The sequence below is a fragment of the Seonamhaeicola aphaedonensis genome (assembly GCF_003386195.1).
Taxonomy (GTDB): domain Bacteria; phylum Bacteroidota; class Bacteroidia; order Flavobacteriales; family Flavobacteriaceae; genus Seonamhaeicola; species Seonamhaeicola aphaedonensis.
On the sequence record NZ_QRDX01000001.1, the window covers coordinates 1 to 19,674 of the forward strand.

Here is a 19,674-nt window from a genome sequence, read left to right on the forward strand (position 1 = left end):
TTAATACTTTTCTTTATTCCTAAATACCTATCGTGAACAACGCAAAACCGAAAAACAATCCCCCGTTTTGCGGGTGCAAACATAATACCTATTTCCCATTCCACAAGAACTTTTTTTGCATTTTTTTAAACCTTTTTTAAAAAAATCGCAACCATATAGACCACAGTACGTTAGGACAAGGCAAAAAACGCCAAAAGGCAGTGTAGGCTTCCCTTTTTTAGGACACCATGCAAAAAATCAAATCACCCATGCACCAAAATCCACTTTTTTGAGCTTATAAACTCTAACAAAAGGTTCATAACCAAATTTAAATGGTTATCTGGAGCAATGTTCTCAAGGAAAGAAATTCCATTTATTCATCGTGTTAAAACGGAACTTATTCATTTCTATAAAGTTGGAATAAGTCATTTAAAAAACCATCTATTAACATTACACAACTATTATTCTATTACCTCATACTGCCACTGCTCCGAACTTTTATAGCTTTTAAGAATATTTGGTGATTTAATTGCTCCTTTGATTAAAAATGGAGCTGGTGCCATTATAAGTACAACGACAGGAGTAAGAAGTATAGCAGAGGCATCCCCGCTAGAAAACGCCAAAATTGCTAGTTCAACCCCACCAATGATAAACCCGGCCGCTAAATAATAAAGTGACCCATTTATTAAAATAGACATAACTAGGGGATGCTTTTTAATCTTTTCAATTTGACTAAGTTTTATTTCCTTTTTCTTTATGGAAATAGTTTCATCGTCTATTATTTTAAACCTCCCGGTTAATTTTAGGCCATCAAAAGTTTTAATACGAATCCTCTTATTTTCCTTAATTAAAACTTCTTGATCATTTTGCTTGTTATAAATTTTAAGTCCTATTGTCTGTGCAACCAGACTATTAATGACCAGCAAACTAAAAATTAAAATTGATGTTTTTATCATAAAGGCATGTATTAAAATGGTTGTTAGGTTATTTAAAGCGAGTACTGGGTTTAATTTTTTAAATATAAAGTAATTGTATGTTTTCCAAAAGTTAGAGAATACTTCAAAAAATGAAATAATTTATACTAGAAAATTCTAAGTCCAAACTCCACTTTTTTGAGCGTATGAATTCCAATAAAAGGTTCAAAACCAAATTTAAATAAGTAACCTAATTTTAACCCAATACCAGCCGCCAAGTTTCTACAAGTTATAAGTGAATAATCATTAAGTTCACCCATATCGTCTTTAAAATTGGCAAACTTCTTTGATGCTCCAATACTCACTTCAGAATGAACGGCAAGGTGATTAAAAAATATCCTGCTATATCCAAAGTCACATGCCCAAAAATATTTCCCGCTTTTAGTCTCCGTAAACCCTTCCTTTTTTTTGTTCTCAGTATTCAGCCCCTGTCCATTAAATTGATGTGAATATCCAAAATGAAGCCTATTGTTGCCTTCTCTTGCTAAAACATCTATTCCCAAAGTGTTGTTTGTAGAATAGGAGAATGAAAAACCTTGTTGACCCCGACATTCAATAACCAATAAGGTTGTGATTAGAAAAACGATATTCTTCATAATTTAATATTCAGTGTAAATAATTGAAAAAAAATCGATTTTAATAACTTTTCTCTGAGATTAATTTTCCTTTTTTATACGTTTGCTCCTTGAGTAGTTTCCCATCCCTATCCCATAACTTCCAAACTCCATTTGGTTTTCCACTTTTAAATGACGATTCGTATTCCATCTGCCCATTGTCGAACCAATGTTGCCACAGACCTTCTTGTCTTCCATTATTCGTCATTCCTTTGCCCATTAGTTGTCCATTTTGGTGCCATGCTCTTAATAATCCATTTTCTTGTCCGTCTAAAAATGTTACTTCCTCTTTTAACTTTCCATTCTCATACCACCATTGTGCAAGGCCTTCTTTTTTATCGTTCTTGAAGGTTGCTTTCTCTCTTAACTGTCCGTTCTCATACCACCATTCCACAAGGCCTTCCATTAAATCTTTCTTCTTTGTTCCTTTGGATTTTAATTGACCATTCTCATGCCATTCAAGCAAAACGCCTTCTGCTTTATTTTCTATATAAGTGCCCTCAAAACTTAACTGCCCATTTTCATACCACTCTTTGTCAAACCCTTCTATTTTACCATCCCTATTTGTTTGTTCTCGTTTTAATTGCCCATTTTCATACCACTCTTTTGCAACACCTTCAATTTTATCATTTTTTTTTGGTGTTTGTCTCATTAACTGACCATTTTCATACCACTTTTTGATGACACCATTGGCTATTCCATTATTATAAGTTACTTCATAACTTAACTGCCCATTTTCATACCATTTTTTGCTAATACCATTTAATTTACCATTCTTGATGGTTAATTCTTCCTTTAATTGTCCATTCTCATGAAAATATTTGATTTTCCCTGAAATTATGGTCGAGTCTTTTTTTGAAACAAAAAGCTCCCCAATTTTATTGATATCATTAAAATCAATAATTTCTTTCTCCTGGCCGATGTTAATAAGTGGAATTAGGAACAGTAGAATTAATACCTTTTTCATCGGTCAGTTTTTAATTATAAGCTTAGAAAGTGTAAATCAAAGATTAAAAAGAAATGTGATTAATTATTTTTTTTTCGTCAAACACAAATATCTGAATGACGAACACTTAAATTATAATATATTATTCAACTTTAAACTTGAACAATGAAAATAATTTAATAATCACTAAAAACCTCATAGGTTAAAGTTATTCCTATCTCATGTTCAGTGCCAGGGTTATCATGTAATTTATAGGCTAATTTTAAATCGTAATCGATCATTTGAGAAAGAAAATTATTTGAGAAAGTTTGCAAAAACTGCCCTTCTATAGAACGACTTCCTTGTTCTAAATCTGGGGAAACACTTCCAAGCACCTCAAAAGGGCAAAACACTTTTTTAAATTCATAATCTTCATTGAATCCTATCACTATCCATGGAAATGGATTTTTAATGTTCTCATACCCTCTTAAAAAATTGGTTACAAATTTTACTGGTCTGATGGATTTGATTTTTTCAAAATTTAAATGATTATCTGAAGCAATGTTATTAAGTCGATAATTATTCGCTTTAGCCATCCCTGAAAAATAGTATTCGTTCGTTTCTTCTGCAATAAAATTAAAATTATAGGTCACCTCGATAATATCCTTCTTTAAATTGAAAAGAGGCACCATAGCAAACGTTTTTACATCACTCCATAAGCTAAATTTTTCAGAAAGATTAACCCTGTCAAATATTTTTGACCGCATTCTATAGGCCACATAAACAGTGTCTTGTGTAATTTTTAGAGAATCAGAAAAATGTTTATAGAAAGGATGATTAATCCCATTGATTAACCAATAATAACGCCTATTAGTGCGATAAAAGCCTGTTGTACCTTGATTAATTATAACACCATTTTCCCTGACAACACCCAATCGATGGAATTTTTCATAATCCAAACAATTGTAAGGATGGTCTAATTGAAAATATTTCAACTCGAAATAATTCGCATCTTTTGGCGCTTTCCACTTAATTTCAACGACTTCATCCCCATAAATTATGGGGATAATTGAATTATTATCAGGAGACGTTATAACGGGCTTTACATAAACAGGTGTATATTGTAGACTATCTGGCGTTGGACTACTACTTTCACAGGGGTCGGTAATTTGAAATGCTGGATTATGGCTATCGGTATTACATGAAAGTACACATAAGAACAAAGCCGTTAACTTAAGCCAAGACAAATATCTCATTTTTAAAACCATTTTTTAGTGTATTAATTCCTATGAAAGGATCAAAACCAGGCCCCAGGTATTTTTTTAAAATTTTTTACACCTTATTTTCATTTTAACCTCCTGTTTTATTGATTTGTGTCATTTACGATTTTCATAAACTCTTCTTTAAATTTTAGCCCTATGGGGATTTTATGTTTTTGTATGGTAATTTGATTGCCACTAATGCTTGTCATTTTTTTGAAATTAATAGCAAACGATTTGTGGGTTCTGATAAACATTTTCTTTGGTAGGGAATCTAAAACTGATGTAAACGTTGCATTAGTTAATATGTATTTATCATCTAAATGTGCTTTTACATAATCACCATAAGCTTCTACAAACAAAATATCTTCAAAGTTGATTTTATGAAGGGTTTTGTTCGATTTAATGAATATGAATCGCTCGTCTTCCGATTGGTTTCCATTTGTTTGTTTGCCATTAGAGAATCTTTTTTCAAGTACTTTATTCACTGCCGTAAAAAACCGTTCAAATGAAAATGGCTTCAACAAAAAATCGATGGCGTTTACCTCAAACCCATCTACGGCATATTGCGGATAAGCAGTTGTAAAGATAACATGAGGCGGGTTTTGTAATGATTTGTAAAAGGTTAATCCTGAAATTTTGGGCATGTTTACATCCAAAAATAGCAGGTCGATATCATTGAGTTCTTTTAGTTTTTCAATAGCTTCAATGGCATTATCGCAAACAGCTCTCAATTCTAAAAAATCAACATCTTCTATAAATTTTTTCAGAACAGTTTGAGAAGCCGGCTCATCGTCTATTATTAAGCAATTAATTTTCATCTGTATGTTTTATTTTTTTTAATGGTCAGATGCCATTCACCTCACAACCATCTTGGAGGGTATCAAGATTTGTGGTAGCTCATTTCATGCTTATGCAGTTTTAAAATCACTCCAAAAGTATCCTTGGTTTTCACTATTTTAAATTCATGGGTTTTAGCATAAATAATCTCAAGATTTTTCTTGATATTCTCCAATCCAACACCCGAATGTTGGTTGGGTTTCAATTGGTCCGGCGAGTAATTATTCTCAATGTGAAACATGAATTCGTCATTTTGCAGTGATAAATCAATATTAAGAAAGTTATTATTTATATCCCCCTTAATCCCATATTTAAAACTGTTTTCTACTAAAGGTATTAATAGCATAGGATAGATTTGGTAATTTTCGTTATCGACCTTACAATTAAATTTGATATTTCCTGTTTCCTTTTGCCTAAACTTCTGAAATTCGATATAATTTTTTAATAGGGTTATTTCATCCTTTAAAGCTACGCGTGGCGTGTTCGAGTCGTAAATCACATACCGTAAAATATCAGAAAGCTGTACAATGGCATCCTTAGTCTCTATCTTTTTTTCGATGGCCAAGGCGTAAATCACATTAAGCGAATTGAACAAAAAATGCGGATTTATTTGCGATCTTAACAAAGAAAGCTGAGTCTGTATTTGTTTATTTTTCATTTTTAGTTCACGGTTTTCTTGGCGGTTAAAATAGAACCAATCTACCGAGAGCTTTATTAAGGTAGTACCACCCAACAACAAGCTGTAAATAGTAAATAAAGTGGTGTTGGAGTGGTAACTTATAAAGTAATAATCTGGAAAAAGGTAGTCGAGGGAGCGTTCAAAATACAAAGTACTTAACTTAGAAAATACTAAAAGGTTAATGACGAAAGTGATAAGATACAACAGGTATTTTTCGGATTTTAATAACTTCGGAATCAAGATGAAAAAATTAATGAGTACCGGTGCTAGGGCTGTTAATAAAAAACCAACTGTGTAAATGACATCGATCGGATAAGGATGTAGACTTTCTGCAAAAACAAAAAGGAACACAACAAATAAGCATGCCCATAATACCAAATTAAATAGTATATTATCTCTTAAAGACATACTGGCAGCTCGTGTAGCAAAATTGTTCATGTTTTTAGTTTTTTAATCACTAATGTGTCAAAGAGAAATCTTAGTTATCTTTTAATCTCTTGTTAGATATAGATAATGAAGTATTCCCCAAAAATCTTCCTTTTCACTGTATTTAATCCATTTATCATCATCCTTGGCATATTTTTTTATAAACTTTACCAACTCCTCCGATCTCGCTGTTAATAATAAATAATCCTCGTACCCCATACCAAAGGAAGTGGTAGCATTTACATAATCATAAGCATTGGTCGCTTTTTGGTGGCTTATTTTTATTTTATGGGCATCAATAAGGTCACTAAGCTGTCGTTCATCAATAAAATTTAAATAAACCATGTTATTAGATTTAATTTTCAGTCTTATTAGTGAATGAGTAGCAACTATGTGGGCTTTAAAAAAAAGATTGCTATCAGGTTTATCTTCACTGTAATTGTTGTTACTGCAATCACGTTGGTATATGGGCATTAAATCAATAAACAATTGGTTTTCAATATTAAAAGGGGTGCCAATAAATATGGTGCTTGTTTCACCTTTCCTATGAATTATGGCATATGCATTCTTATAATGTTCATGCTCTTCTAAATCTTTTTTGTATCTAAATAACACATCATCTAATCCTTCAATATTTTTAAAATTATCCTTATTATGTTCGAGGGGCACGTATGGATTTACATGATAGTTAAAAAGAAAATCTTTAAATTTTTGTACCTCCCAACTGCCCCTTGGAATTTCATAATCTTCATCATCATTTACAAGTTCAGGTTCCATCCAGTTGCCTATCAGTCTTGGTTCAAAATAAACTACGTCTTTTGTGTAAAATGGGTTATAGGATATAACAATATTTGAACATGAGTTGAAAAACAATGTTGCACCTATAATTGCCAACCAAAATTTGATTCTTTTCATAAGACCTCAACTTATTATTTACAATTTAAGAAGAAAAACCATACCTTTTCAAGCAAATTCGTCAAACACATTGATTTAGGAGGTAAACAATTTTATGTATCTCAGTCACACCCAATTTAGTCATATATTAAGCAATGGTAACTAACTTATTTTCTTTTAAGGATAAATTCAACATCCGTTTTCCATTTGTCTATATCTTCAGAAGCGATATATTTTTCAACGAATTTTACCAATTCTTCTGAAGAAGCGGTTAAAACAATGTCTTCGTCTAATCCAATTTTTTCGTGCTTAATATTGATTTTATTTGCTTTTAAAAGGGCTTCCAATTTATCTGAGTCAAGCCATTTAATACTTATGTTTTCTTTGGAATCCATGTCTAACTTAACCAAGGCATGGGAGCCGATTAAATGCATTTTGTAGACATCATTTATATGTTTGAGACTTTCGTTATCATCTACTGGGGTAAAATCTAGAAATAGCTGATTCTTAATTTTAAAGGGCACTACAAGAAAAGCGGCTTTGGAACTGTCTTTTTCATAATTTACATAGTAGCTTATGTTGTTATACTTACTATACTTTTTGTGCGATTCCTTATCGAGATCTCGTTCTACTTCCTTAAAAACTTGCTGAAATGATTTTACATTCCAAACGCCATTACCCTGATCTACCCAATTGCCTTCAAATTTTGGTTCGTAATGAAGCACATTATTAGTATAAAATGGATGCAAAGAATTTACGATGCATGAGGTCAAAAATAGTGCAAAAACTATAAATACTGAAAAGGATTGAATTGTTTTCATAATACTAAATTTAAGTTAATTGAAGTCAAAACAAAACCAAAACAGCTTCAAAATCAACAAATTTCGTCCAATACTGACTGAAGGTCGTCAAACACAGGATTTAATTTATTCGCTGATATATTTTTTTATATTTCGACTTTGAGGCAAAATTAATGGCGGGTATTATAAACCCAGGATAAAACACCCCTCCCGATTCGAATTCGGATGCCTCTAAAAGCAAATTATTATCTTCAAATAGTGCCAAGCGGGTTCTTTTTTTATTAATTCCACCTAAAACATAGGGAATGCCTATTATTTTAAAGTTCCTGTGTTTTATATGCACAAAACCATCTTCCTTTAGTTTGTATCTAACACTATTTTTTCTAACAACAAGATTATCTTCAAGATAATCAATTTCAATACGCTTTAAGTTTAAAATTTTTAAGGAAAATGTATATTCTTTTTCAGAATTCATTTTTAAGCGCTTTACCAATATACCATTATTGATTTCTTCAAATAGCGTAGGGTATCTATTTAAATCCTCATTGAAAACACTCTTATAAATAATACTATCTTTTGAATCAGGATAACAATGTTTCATGGCATAAGTGCCTTCTATTAAATTTATGTTATTAAGGTTGATATGGCAAATTGAAGGTGTTTGCGTTTTGGGAAAAGAGGCACAACCTAAGCATAGATTTAATATTATGAAACCAGCAATTAATTGATAAGAGGCAAGGCCTCTGGTAGATTTAAAAAAAGTTATTTTTTTCATGATTATAACCATTAATTATACAATCTACCAAGGGCCAATTATAACAAGTATTTGAAATTATTACAATAGGTATGATGGTGTTAAAACATGTAGCCAACCCCCACAAACAATCCATGTAATTTAAGAGAAGCATCAAAGAAATCATCTCCGGCCAAATTAGAGAGCCCTAGTGAATATCTAGCCTCAACCAAAAACTTTTTGGTAATATCATAAGAAAGCCCAAAGTCAAGACCAAAATTAAACGATTTTGAACCTTCCTCTGTATCCAATAAAAACCCAAAGCTTGGGCCTGCCAAGGCATTAAACTTGTCTGAAAGTCCTATTTCAGCTAAAATTGGAATTTGGATTTGATCTAAATCATTTATGTTAATGTAATTAGTTTCTGGCCTAATTTTAAAACTTTCCGAGATGTTTAATCTTGCAAAAAGCCCAATATAAACCCCGGTTTCATTTTCGCTTATACTAAATCCATCAAATTCTGCTTTGGCGGTTGCGAAATCTGCACCTGCCCTCATTCCAAAATTTTGGGCATATAAACTCATGATACTAATTAAAAGTACTGTTGTTAGGATAATTTTTTTCATGTTAATTAATTTTAAGTTAGTGATTTAAATTATGATTTATCATAATGAAAGTAAGATTAATACTCTTGTGAAATAATAAATTTCGACAAACAAGGTTCGCTGGGGGTCAAACACTAAAAGATATTGAACATCTTTGGCCACGTTTTTAATTGATATTTTCAACGCTCAAGCGTCTTATAAATGGCACTGCTTTGGGTAATTAGATCATAAAACAAGGTCCACAGAACGGCCAATAATGATAAAATCCATCAAAGCCAATGTTTAAAAAAACACTCCTATGCCTAATGTGATCATGGAAAAATCTTGCGAACCAATCTTAAGATGCTCATAACCTCCCATAACTTTGTATTGTTTTACATGGTAATTTAAAAGGCCATTAAATTTATTAATGGTTTGTGAGTTTATATACGTTTGGCTAAAATTAACTTCTAAACTCATGGGTTTCGCAAAAAACAATTCGGCTCCCAAACCATAGGTAAATCCAAATTCATCAACACTACCATCAACATAAGTTGTTCCAAGGCCCCAATACAAGTCAAATTTTTCTGTTCGAACGCGGTAGTATTTGGCTAGTAAGCTGTACAATGCCAAATGGTCCTTGCCAAAATTGGGGTTGTTTTCCCATAGTTGCAAATAGTCTAGTTCGGCACCCATGCGTTTAAGAAAACGCATATCCAAATTTAGGTGCATGCCCTTTAGATTATTGTTTTCGGATATATAATAACCAGATAGATCGGCTCTAAAAAAATTGATTTCTTCCTCATTGGGAGAAAAGTTATAATTGCCTTTATTTAAGGTGTAATACGGGCGTTTTGTAATACCAGCTGTACTGGCATGGTTTCCATATTCAAAAGGTGATTCGATAAGCGTATAGTAACTTACGGACAAAACAGCTTCGGCGGCGTAATAAGCTATGACCGCTACGAAAGAATCATCGTAATCACTGTCATGATGGTTGTTTGACGACCTGGACACCTTTTGATCATTATCCTTTAAACTACCTTCTGCTTTGCCAAGCTTGGTTTGGGAATAGCTTTGTGCCGAAAGAAAAAACATAAGTAAAAAACAACATGTAACTTTTTTCATATCAAATAAATTAAAAGTAAATCTTTATTATTTATCATTACAATAATCTGCCAATAATTTGTCGCATAAAGCACAATCGCCTCCTCCATTTATTTCCCTAGCTTTTTCAATATTGCCTTTGGCTGTTTTGATATCTCCATTGTAGATTTGATAAATAGCGTATTGCATTAGTAAATTATAGGCGTCGGTATTGCTATTAACATATCTTCTGGCCTTATCTAACTGAAAAATAGGTGGTAACTTAGAGCCTTTTAGGATGTTGATATGCGCTAATAACCGTAATGCATCAAAATGATCAGGGTTTATTTCCCTAACTTTTCTGCAATAGCCTTCGGCTTTGTGTATATCGCCATTTAAATAATAATCGTTTGCCAATTTTATTTGGTCATCCAATGTATTTTTAATATCGGATTCATTGGCTATTTTTTCATGAATTAATTTTCTAAAATTTAAAGTATCGGACTTTTGCAAGTAAATAAGTCCTAAATTGCCGTAACACTCATTCAAGTTAAAATCCTTTGACCCTTTTTCTGTTGGAAAAACCCTAATCGCCTCGTTAAAATAAAAGATAGTCTTTTCCCAATCTCTTAACATAAAATAGACAAAACCATAACATTTAAAAAGTGAATAGTCATTTAGTTTTTTATCTGTTTCTAAAAGTGCCAATATTTTAATTATTTCATGAAGCTTGTTCATTTCATAATCGTTAATATTCAAAAATATAGTTTCAAGATTCTTCCATTGTTGATATTTAAAATCATTATAATTAGTGATTTCAGAATTATCAGGGGCACCACTTGAAGCTAGTTTTGCGAAAAGACCAAGAATATCTGCCATGACTCGGGCATTTTGAATTTCTTGATTAGCTTTACATTTAGAGGCGTAGGAATCTAATATTTTGAAGTCTAATATTTCATCATAGCTTCTTTCTTTAAAGGATTTGCTTATACTCTCCTTCTCCTTTAATTTTGCAAGTTCAGGAAGCTTATTAAAGGTTTCATTTATTATTAACCAAATATAGGGAACGGTTGCACATTCTGAATTGGCGATCAAACGCTTAATATAAGAATCTGCTTCTTTAAGCTTACCTTTTTCAATCAATAAGATAGGATAAAAGATTAGAGCGATGGAATCTGTTGGCTTTAATTGAACAGCCTTTTTAAAATCACTCAGAGCTGTTGTTGTGTCACTTAATTTTAATTTTAAGAGCCCTCGGAAAGAATAATAAGAGGCACTATCCTTACTCATATCTTTTATAGGTTTACGGAATTTGGTATTTAAGTTTTTATACGCCTTGGAATAGTATTGTTTTGCCAATTTAGTTTGATTAACCTCTGTGTAATAATCAGCTATGTCCTTTAGGTAAAATGGATTTAAGCTATCCTTTTTCAACTCACCTATAAGCTGATTTAAATATTTTTCATCCTTAACTTTAATACTCTCTATTTCGGCATAACTTTGTTTAGTATCTTTAGTTGAAATGTTGAATGAAAATTCCTTTTCAGGAAGAAATAATATTTTTGCCAAATCCATCAATGAACTGTTTTTATCTGGTGCAGAAAAACTTACTCCACCTTGATTCTGACCCAACAAATTCATTGAAAACAATATGCTTATAAGGACTAGAATGCTACGTTTCATACTTTTTTCTTTTATTTAATAATTCTTCAATCATATTTCTAAAATAACCATTTAAGTTATAGAACGTGTCCAAGATTGTCTAAGGCGGATAATCTTGGATAGGAAAAGACAATCACAGCGATTACATGAATATTTCAACCTGAATATATATTTCAATGAGCTCTGCTTTTGGACAAATCAATACAAAGCAAGAACACCATATTATTCCATAGCCTAAAATTAAAAAAGAGAAATAGCACTCTATTATTAAGGCATACCAGTTTATTTCAAAACAAATTAAGGAAGATTATTTCCTAAAAATCAACGAATTTCGTTGAACAAGCTCTTTTGAATGTCAAACACTGTAGAAGGAACCATAGCAACAAAAAAACAAAATATACTTACCCAGTAAATGTTTATATATTCTATTTTTCGAAACCAAACAATGTGTTTAAACTTTAACCCAAAGTTAAACCTTGAATACGGTTAAATAAGTAACTTTAGAATTAATAAAAAGATATAAGTTTACATAAAGAAATTCCAAACGACCCCAAAACGAACCACAAAATCTCTGTATGGGTAATTAGGAGCAGAATAATAATTATACCCCGTAAAAGCCGAATTGAAATGTTCTGCTTTTAAAAATAGGCGAGTTTGCCTAATTTTAGCATTGATAAAAAAGTCAAGGCGCGGAAAACCACCAAATTCTTCATCGTTCTGCACATAGAATTCTGCCAATAAAGGATTGTAGGCATTCATATAATATTCTGTGAAATAATTGAGAGTCACACCTGTTTGCAAATACATAGCTTTTTTGAACAAATGACTAGAAAAGTAAAATGTGTTTCTGGTAATGAGTTCTGGTACGTTAATACTGTTGTTATCATCTTGCACATTTTGATACATAACCGTATTGTTAAGTGCAAATTTACCCAGTCTAATTTCGTTTTCTAACTTCGCCCTTAGGTATGTTATGGTTCCGCTGTTTTGAAAAGGCCTTATTTGATAAGGCTCAACACTAGTTTGGTCTTCTTTAAAGTACACATAATCGCTTATGGTATTTAAATCTACAGTAATGTTTGCCAACTGCTTGTACCTTAACTGAAATGCTAATTGTTGGGTTTCTATATTATTGAAGTTATTTTGCCAGTTATAAAGTTTATAGTTGCTTTGATACAATAAAGTATTATAATTTGGTGCTCTTGAACTGTGATTTAAAGATGCCGAAGCTGCAATATCTTCGTTTAAATTAAAAGTGGCCTTAGCATTGATAAAGTTCCCTTCAAAGTCACCTGAAATATTTAAACCAAACTCACCATCTAATTCAAAACCTTTATATTGTTTTCGATATTTACCCTCAGCAGATAAGATATTTCCTTTTAACCTGTTTGTTATTATGGTATTGTCTTGAAGAATAACCACTTGATTATAACCGTAATTATAATTGTTACTACTTAGACTAAATTGCAAATCACCTAAAAGATTATTACTGTAACTAACATAAACCTTATTATAGAAGTTCTCTAAGGTAGCTCTGTCTTTAATTCTTGAAGTCACAAATGCATCTCCAAAGTAACTTGTTGCGCTTGAAGTTTGATCAAACTGAAAATATTTGTCTTCAAAAGACATAATGTGCCCCAACTTAATAGCATTTTTTGAAAGTGAGTCCTTTTTAATAAGCTCATAATCATGCTCTAAATGAAATCGCTTTCCTAAAAGGATACTTTCTGCATTCTCAAAAGCTGGGTTAAAAATAGACCTATCAATATATTCAGGCGCACCAGATTCAAAAAAATCTAATTCAGAATCTCTCAATCCTCCATTTTCTTGATTCAATAAATCTTGTGTAACTATATGTCCCCTAAAATTATACCTATTGTTTTTGGTATGATAGTTTGAAGTAAATCTAAAATTTCCTGTACTTGTTAGAATATGTTGATATTTACCCAAAGACCGTAATCCTTTGTAGGCAATAGAAAAATTAAATTCAGGCGATGTATTAATGGTGATGAATGAATCGACTAATTGACCTTGTTCAAAAGCCGTTTTAAAAAACAATTCTGTTAAAGGAGTTGGCACCCTGTAGTAATTAATATCTTCAACCTCAAAGTAATTAAAATGTCTTGCCCTTGCTCCAAAATTTGGCATTAAACCCATATTTTGAAAATTAAAGGTTTGTGTATTGTAGGTTTGACCTAAGTTTGAAAATGGCATTAGACCAAAATTATCCCTTCTTAAATAATTGAATTTATACTCCTTTTGTATGGTTAGTGTCGTATCTACATAAGTAGTGTCGTTTTGATGAGAAATAATTATATAATCCTTAATATTGGCTTTCTCTTGATTTTCACTGTCTTGTGTTTTCTTAGATTTACTTGGGGCTGCTGTTTTGTTTATTGGAGAACCCACACCACCTGGGGCACCAAAATCCCCAGGATTTCTTCTCTGTGCATTTGAGAAAGTACATAAACATAAGAATAAACACGCCAGGACTCCTTTTATCATTTTATGGCTTTTACCTAATTGAAAAGTTTTTGGCATGTTAAACATATGGGATATTAAAGATAGTTTTTTGAGTGTTAATTACTTTTTTCAAGAAGCAAAAGTAATTATTTGAACGTAAAGTGTCTCTAATTATTTTAAATAAAGAAAGCCAGCATTTTAAGCTGGCTTTCTTTGTAAATATAAACAAGAATATCTACTTTGAGTTAGTCCACACAAACTTGATGATATTATTAATAAAAACCAAAAATTATGATAAAAAAAAATGAAAAAAATAAGTATTTATAAGGCATTAAATTTATATAATTAACAAAAAAAACACTGTTTCAAATAATTACTTTTGTTTTTATTACAAAAACCATAAACACTTTGAATTAATCATAAAAATCACACCAAAAAAACCAAAATTACTTTAGTTCTGTAATAATCAAATTCTGAAATATCATAGCTTTGAACAATTAAGAAGATAAATGTTACTAAATAATCATACAGATTTTATATTAGAATGTGGCACTGATGAAGCTGGACGTGGGTGTCTTGCGGGCCCTGTTACTGCGGCTGCTGTTATTCTGCCAGAAGATTTTGAAAATGCTGTTTTGAACGATTCCAAACAGTTAACAGAAAAGAAGCGTCACTCACTTAAATCTGTTGTTGAATCTGATTGTCTAACTTTTGGAGTAGCTCATGTATTTCAAAGAGAAATTGACAACATTAATATTTTAAATGCTTCAATTTTGGCTATGCATAAATCTATTGCAGAGTTGAAGATACAACCTGAATTCATCATAGTTGACGGCAATAAATTTAAACCGTATAATGGAATTCCCTTTGAAACCATAATAAAAGGTGATGGTAAATACATGAGTATTGCTGCCGCTTCTGTATTAGCTAAGACTTACAGAGATGAATATATGAATAAAATTCATGAAGAATTTCCAATGTATAATTGGAAGCAAAACAAAGGCTACCCAACAAAAGAACATAGAGCAGCCATTAAGAAATTTGGTATTACAAAGTATCACCGGAAATCATTTAAATTATTACCAGAACAGCTAAAACTGGATTTATAAGTAACCTTTAAATAAGTTATTTATCTTTACAGAAAATTAATCTGTTAATGAAACCCTATCTCTTAACTCTCTCTTTTTTATTTTCTCTTTTAAGTTGTTCAAACCCCAAAACCAAACGCAACGAACTCATTGACTTTGCCCCCGAAAACGCATCGATAATTGTAAAGACTTCAAATTTTGAGAGTTTAAAAAACACTATAACTAACAGTGATTTTTTAAAAAAACTTTCAAATAGCACCAACTACCAAAAACTGGAACACGTTTTAGAAAACACCTCCCTTGTAAAACCCCTAGATAATATTTTAATATGCTTTTCTAAAGATGCAAAAGATAGCCTTCAGTTTACCGTTATTACTAAATATTATTCTGGATTATTAAAAACTGATTCCTTAAAAAATTACAGTGAAGAGACCTTAAAATACAAGAACAAAATAGTTTTAAAATCTACATTAAACAACCAGCCGTTTTATAGTACGATTATTGACAGCACCTTTTTTGCTTCGTCTTCAAAAGAAATTTTAGATAACGTTTTTACAAAAAGTGAAATTAATACCGATTTAAAAAAAGTATACAGCACATTTAATGATAACAAGACCTGTTCTGTTATTGTTAAATCAAATTCTAGCTTCATAAATACTTTTACTAGTGAGGAGAATCTTCAGCTTAAGAATTTCACTAATTATATTGCTTTTGATGTTGAAGCAAACCAAAACGAAATCATATTAAACGGCATAACCAAAGCTGATGATTCTCTTAAAAGCGCCATTAATCTTTTTAAAAACACCATTCCACAAGAAAATCAAACACAAAACATAACCCCCTCAAACAGTGATGGTTTTATGAGCTTTACATTTGATAATTTTAAAACTATAGAAAGCAACTTGCTAATTTTTAATAAAAAAGACTCCACCTACGTAAGTCCTAGTTTATTTAGAGATATTATTGAGGTAGGTGTTATTTATCAAGGTAAAGAACGAGCTATTGTTTTAAATTCTATAGACAACATTGCGACTAAGGATGCTCTGGCAGGAAACGAAAACATTATAGACTCTTATCGCGAAGTTGATATTTTTAATTTTGACAACCCATTGGTATTCTCTAAAACCTTTACACCTTTGGTTTCTTTCAACAATGCTAATATGTATTGTGTAATTGACAGTTTTTTTGTGTTTGCAGATTCCATTGAATTACTTCAAAATATCATTACAAACTACCAAAATAAAACCACCTTGAACGAGCGTTATTACTTTAAAAATGTTAAAGAATATTTAAGTGATGAATCGTCCATATTGTGTCTTTATAGCCCTTCAACTTTAAATAAAGTTATAAATAAAAACTTAGAAGATGATTTAGATCTCAAACTAGATAAATATCACACATCAGCTATTCAATTTATTTACGACTATAATTTTGCCCATGTAAACGGTGTCATTAAAAAGAGTAAATCAAGTGCTTCAATAAATTCAGTCTCAGAAGAATTAAGCATTAAACTAGATACCGATATTTTAAATCGGCCTCAGTTTTTTACAAATCACATCACCCAGCAAAAGGAAATAGTGGTACAGGACATAAATAATAACTTATATTTAATTTCTAATGAAGGAAAAATTATTTGGAAAAAGAAACTGCAAGGTCCTGTTTTAGGTAATATCAATCAAATAGACATTTATAAAAATGGTAGATTGCAATTATGCTTTGCAACACCTAATAGGCTTTATGTAATTGACAGAAACGGAAAAGATGTAGCACCTTTCCCTGGTAAATTTAATGATAAAATCACCCAACCTCTATCTGTTTTTGACTATGACAAAAAGAAAAATTATAGGCTATTAGTTACTCAAGGTAAATACCTACTAATGTATGATGTAAGAGCAAAACTTGTTAATGGATTCACATTTAAATCTGCCAATGATAATATTATTTCACAACCAAAACATTTTAGAATAGGTAGTAAAGATTATTTGACTTTTAAGACTAAAAGCAAGCTATACATTTTAGACAGAACAGGGCGTTCTCGGGTAATCCCTAAAACAAATGCCAGCTTTTCAAATCAATCCGTTTTCTTACATGATAATCAGTTCACAACCTCAACTATAAATGGCAATCTATATTCAGTAAAAATTAATGGTGATGTGTCATTAAAAAATATTGGTCTTTCTGAAAACCATTATTTAAATAGTACTAGCAAAACATTAGTGACTTTAAACGAAAATAAACTTACAATTAAAGGCAAGACTACAGAGCTAGATTTTGGTGATTATACGGAACCATGCATTTTTTATATAAATGATAAAATTTATGTAACGGTAACCGATAAACAATCACATAAAGTTTATTTGTTTGATAGTTTATCTAAAATGATTCCGAACTTCCCAGTTTATGGAAATTCATTGATAGCATTAGATGATATTGATGGAGACCGAAACCTTGAATTTATAACCAAAGGTGAGAATAACTCTTTGATTTTGTATCAGATAAATTAGTCCTTTTTTAAGTCCGTAAAATATATCTGAGTTAAAGTATTGCGTAAAGAAAACTAATTTTTATCTTTAACATAGCTATTAACCAGATATTTCCAACTATTCATACCAAAAATTTTAATTTTTGGCTGCTTTGTCTTTTTAGTAGCTTTTAAGTATTAGTCATTATAAAAGTATATATAATCCTAAGTCCTCAAATCTCAGGCGTCAAAGCATTTTTGCTTTGGCGCTTTTTTTATGGTTTTATTTATTGAAATTATTACTATTGCATAACCAAAGTAAATATTATGATATCAAGGAAAAATGTCTCAATTTCAAAATTTATAATCCATAAGGTTGGCAACAAATTTAATGATACAAAAAATGCATTTTCTGAAAAAATAGTTGATTTTGATGAAGCTAGTTATGATTTAATACTCCCTTTTTTGCTAAGACCCTTTAGTAGTGTAGTTCAAAGCTATAGGTTTAACCATCACGCCAATATAAACCTAAATGAAATAAACAGTTATAGTTCACAAATTTTTAAAGATGAGGAAACTTTTATTGAAGTTTCTAAACACATTGTTACGCATTTATACGAACAGTCAACGTCAGCCAATATTAAAACTGGCGATGTTTTAGTGGTACTTTTTGAAGGTATAGAATTTAATGATATTACCACCAACGCCCTTGGCATCTTTAAAATTGAAAATAAGGTTAATTTCTTTCAGACATATCTAGATAATAACAGTTACGATATATTGGTACAAAAAGGTATTAACTCTAAAAAAGTTGATAAAGGCTGTTTAATTCTAAATCAAACCGATACAGAAGGTAATATCATTTTTAGTGTAGACAATAATAATTATGATGCCCAATATTGGCTAAACCAATTTTTAAACATAAAATATGCTGATGACTCCAATAGCCACACCCAACAATACATTGAACTATGTAAAGATTTTTCTTCAGATATTATAAAAACCAGCTATGGTATTCAAGAAAAGAATACGTTTTTAGCAAAAACTATAGACTTTTTTAAAGAAAATGAAGTTGTCAATATAGAACGGTTTAAAGACGAACTTTTTGAGGAAGACAAGCATAAAACAGAATTTGAACAATACAAGAAAAGTTTTGAAACCGAACAAAATATTGTTCTTAGAAATCAGTTTGATGTTGCCGAACGTGTGGTGAACAAGGAAAAGAAAAAAATAAAAACCGACATTACGTTAGACACCAATATTCAAATAAAACTCGATATTGATGCCCCAGATGCTTCTGCTGAATATTTGGAGAGAGGATATGATGAAACTAAAAAAATGCACTATTACAAAGTATTTTTTAATGCCGAAAACTAAGTGTTTACCAATTAAATATTACATTTGAGTACCTAAACCTTAAAATATGTCAAATACCATCTCAACCAGAAAATATAATGCTGCATTAAAAAAACTCCATACAGAGTTAGTTCATTTACAAGAATGGGTTAAAAAAGAAGGGTTAAAAGTTGTGGTTGTATTTGAAGGTAGAGATGCATCTGGCAAAGGAGGCACCATTAAGCGTTTTACAGAACCTTTAAATCCGCGTATTTGTAAAGTAGTTGCCTTAGGTGTTCCTACAGAGAAAGAAAAAACGCAATGGTATTTTCAACGTTACATCTATCATTTACCTCATGCTGGGCAAATTGTTTTGTTTGACAGAAGTTGGTACAATAGAGCTGGTGTTGAAAAAGTTATGGGGTTTTGTACTCAGGACGAATATGAAGAGTTTTTACGTTCATGCCCAGAGTTTGAACGTATGCTGGTACGCTCTGGAATTATTCTTTTGAAATATTGGTTTTCAGTAAGTGATGAAGAACAGGAAAAGCGTTTTAAAAACCGTATTAACAACCCGTTAAAACGCTGGAAGTTTAGCCCCATGGACTTAGAGTCTCGTTCTAGATGGCTAGAATACTCTAAAGCTAAAGATGAAATGTTTGCTCATACAGACACCAAACAAGTGCCATGGTACGTGGTTAACTCAGACAACAAAAAACGAGCTCGATTAAACTGCATTAGCCATGTTTTAAGTATGATTCCTTACAAAAAGATGGATGTTGAACCTATTGAGCTACCAGAGCTCTCAAATAAAGATGCTTATGTCCGCCCACCGTTAGATTATCAAACGTTTATTCCTGAAAAGTATTAAG

17 protein-coding genes are annotated in these 19,674 nt (G+C 31.2%); 4 read left to right on the forward strand and 13 right to left on the reverse strand.

What is annotated here, in order from left to right:
- Positions 1-440 precede the first annotated feature (440 nt).
- From DFQ02_RS00005 to DFQ02_RS00065, 13 genes are all read right to left on the reverse strand, one after another.
- Entirely contained in the window at positions 441-935 is a 495-nt protein-coding gene (locus DFQ02_RS00005; protein WP_116038948.1) for a hypothetical protein, read from the reverse strand.
- A 125-nt stretch (positions 936-1,060) separates the two neighbouring features.
- On the reverse strand, positions 1,061-1,549 hold the full coding sequence (locus DFQ02_RS00010) for a hypothetical protein (RefSeq protein WP_116038949.1): 489 nt from the start codon (positions 1,547-1,549) through the stop codon (positions 1,061-1,063).
- A gap of 40 nt (positions 1,550-1,589) precedes the next feature.
- The gene (locus tag DFQ02_RS00015) at positions 1,590-2,534 is read right to left on the reverse strand and encodes a toxin-antitoxin system YwqK family antitoxin (protein WP_116038950.1); all 945 of its coding nucleotides are present in this window, start codon (positions 2,532-2,534) and stop codon (positions 1,590-1,592) included.
- Positions 2,535-2,689: 155 nt separating this feature from the next.
- The gene (locus DFQ02_RS00020) at positions 2,690-3,748 is read right to left on the reverse strand and encodes a hypothetical protein (protein ID WP_147297713.1); all 1,059 of its coding nucleotides are present in this window, start codon (positions 3,746-3,748) and stop codon (positions 2,690-2,692) included.
- Between the two features lie 107 nt (positions 3,749-3,855).
- The gene (locus tag DFQ02_RS00025) at positions 3,856-4,572 is read right to left on the reverse strand and encodes a LytR/AlgR family response regulator transcription factor (RefSeq protein ID WP_116038952.1); all 717 of its coding nucleotides are present in this window, start codon (positions 4,570-4,572) and stop codon (positions 3,856-3,858) included.
- Positions 4,573-4,634: 62 nt separating this feature from the next.
- Positions 4,635-5,708, reverse strand: a complete 1,074-nt coding sequence (locus DFQ02_RS00030; RefSeq protein WP_116038953.1) for a sensor histidine kinase — start codon at positions 5,706-5,708, stop codon at positions 4,635-4,637.
- Between the two features lie 51 nt (positions 5,709-5,759).
- Positions 5,760-6,611 (reverse strand): hypothetical protein, encoded by an 852-nt coding sequence (locus DFQ02_RS00035; protein WP_116038954.1) that lies wholly within the window; start codon positions 6,609-6,611, stop codon positions 5,760-5,762.
- Positions 6,612-6,757: 146 nt separating this feature from the next.
- Positions 6,758-7,411: a hypothetical protein gene (locus DFQ02_RS00040; RefSeq protein WP_116038955.1), complete on the reverse strand. Its 654-nt coding sequence runs from the start codon at positions 7,409-7,411 to the stop codon at positions 6,758-6,760.
- Between the two features lie 100 nt (positions 7,412-7,511).
- Complete coding sequence (locus tag DFQ02_RS00045; protein ID WP_116038956.1) at positions 7,512-8,165, reverse strand: hypothetical protein; 654 nt, start codon at positions 8,163-8,165, stop codon at positions 7,512-7,514.
- 80 nt (positions 8,166-8,245) lie between these two features.
- Positions 8,246-8,749, reverse strand: coding sequence for a porin family protein (locus DFQ02_RS00050; protein WP_116038957.1), 504 nt, complete (start codon positions 8,747-8,749; stop codon positions 8,246-8,248).
- 261 nt (positions 8,750-9,010) lie between these two features.
- Positions 9,011-9,835 (reverse strand): outer membrane beta-barrel protein, encoded by an 825-nt coding sequence (locus DFQ02_RS00055; protein ID WP_147297714.1) that lies wholly within the window; start codon positions 9,833-9,835, stop codon positions 9,011-9,013.
- A gap of 27 nt (positions 9,836-9,862) precedes the next feature.
- Positions 9,863-11,476 carry a tetratricopeptide repeat protein gene (locus DFQ02_RS00060; protein WP_147297715.1) on the reverse strand — a complete coding sequence of 538 codons (1,614 nt, stop codon included), beginning with the start codon at positions 11,474-11,476 and terminating at the stop codon, positions 9,863-9,865.
- Between the two features lie 504 nt (positions 11,477-11,980).
- On the reverse strand, positions 11,981-13,996 hold the full coding sequence (locus DFQ02_RS00065; RefSeq protein ID WP_245940185.1) for a putative porin: 2,016 nt from the start codon (positions 13,994-13,996) through the stop codon (positions 11,981-11,983).
- 431 nt (positions 13,997-14,427) lie between these two features.
- Here DFQ02_RS00065 and DFQ02_RS00070 point away from each other — a divergent pair, with 431 nt between their 5' ends.
- The 4 genes from DFQ02_RS00070 to ppk2 all read left to right on the forward strand — a co-directional run bounded on the left by DFQ02_RS00070 (position 14,428) and on the right by ppk2 (position 19,673).
- Complete coding sequence (locus DFQ02_RS00070) at positions 14,428-15,027, forward strand: ribonuclease HII (RefSeq protein WP_116038960.1); 600 nt, start codon at positions 14,428-14,430, stop codon at positions 15,025-15,027.
- 47 nt (positions 15,028-15,074) lie between these two features.
- Entirely contained in the window at positions 15,075-17,510 is a 2,436-nt protein-coding gene (locus DFQ02_RS00075) for a ribonuclease HII (RefSeq protein ID WP_116038961.1), read from the forward strand.
- Between the two features lie 284 nt (positions 17,511-17,794).
- On the forward strand, positions 17,795-18,844 hold the full coding sequence (locus DFQ02_RS00080) for a nucleoid-associated protein (protein WP_116038962.1): 1,050 nt from the start codon (positions 17,795-17,797) through the stop codon (positions 18,842-18,844).
- A 46-nt stretch (positions 18,845-18,890) separates the two neighbouring features.
- The gene (gene ppk2, locus DFQ02_RS00085; protein WP_116038963.1) at positions 18,891-19,673 is read left to right on the forward strand and encodes a polyphosphate kinase 2; all 783 of its coding nucleotides are present in this window, start codon (positions 18,891-18,893) and stop codon (positions 19,671-19,673) included.
- The last annotated feature ends 1 nt before the right edge of the window (position 19,674 follow it).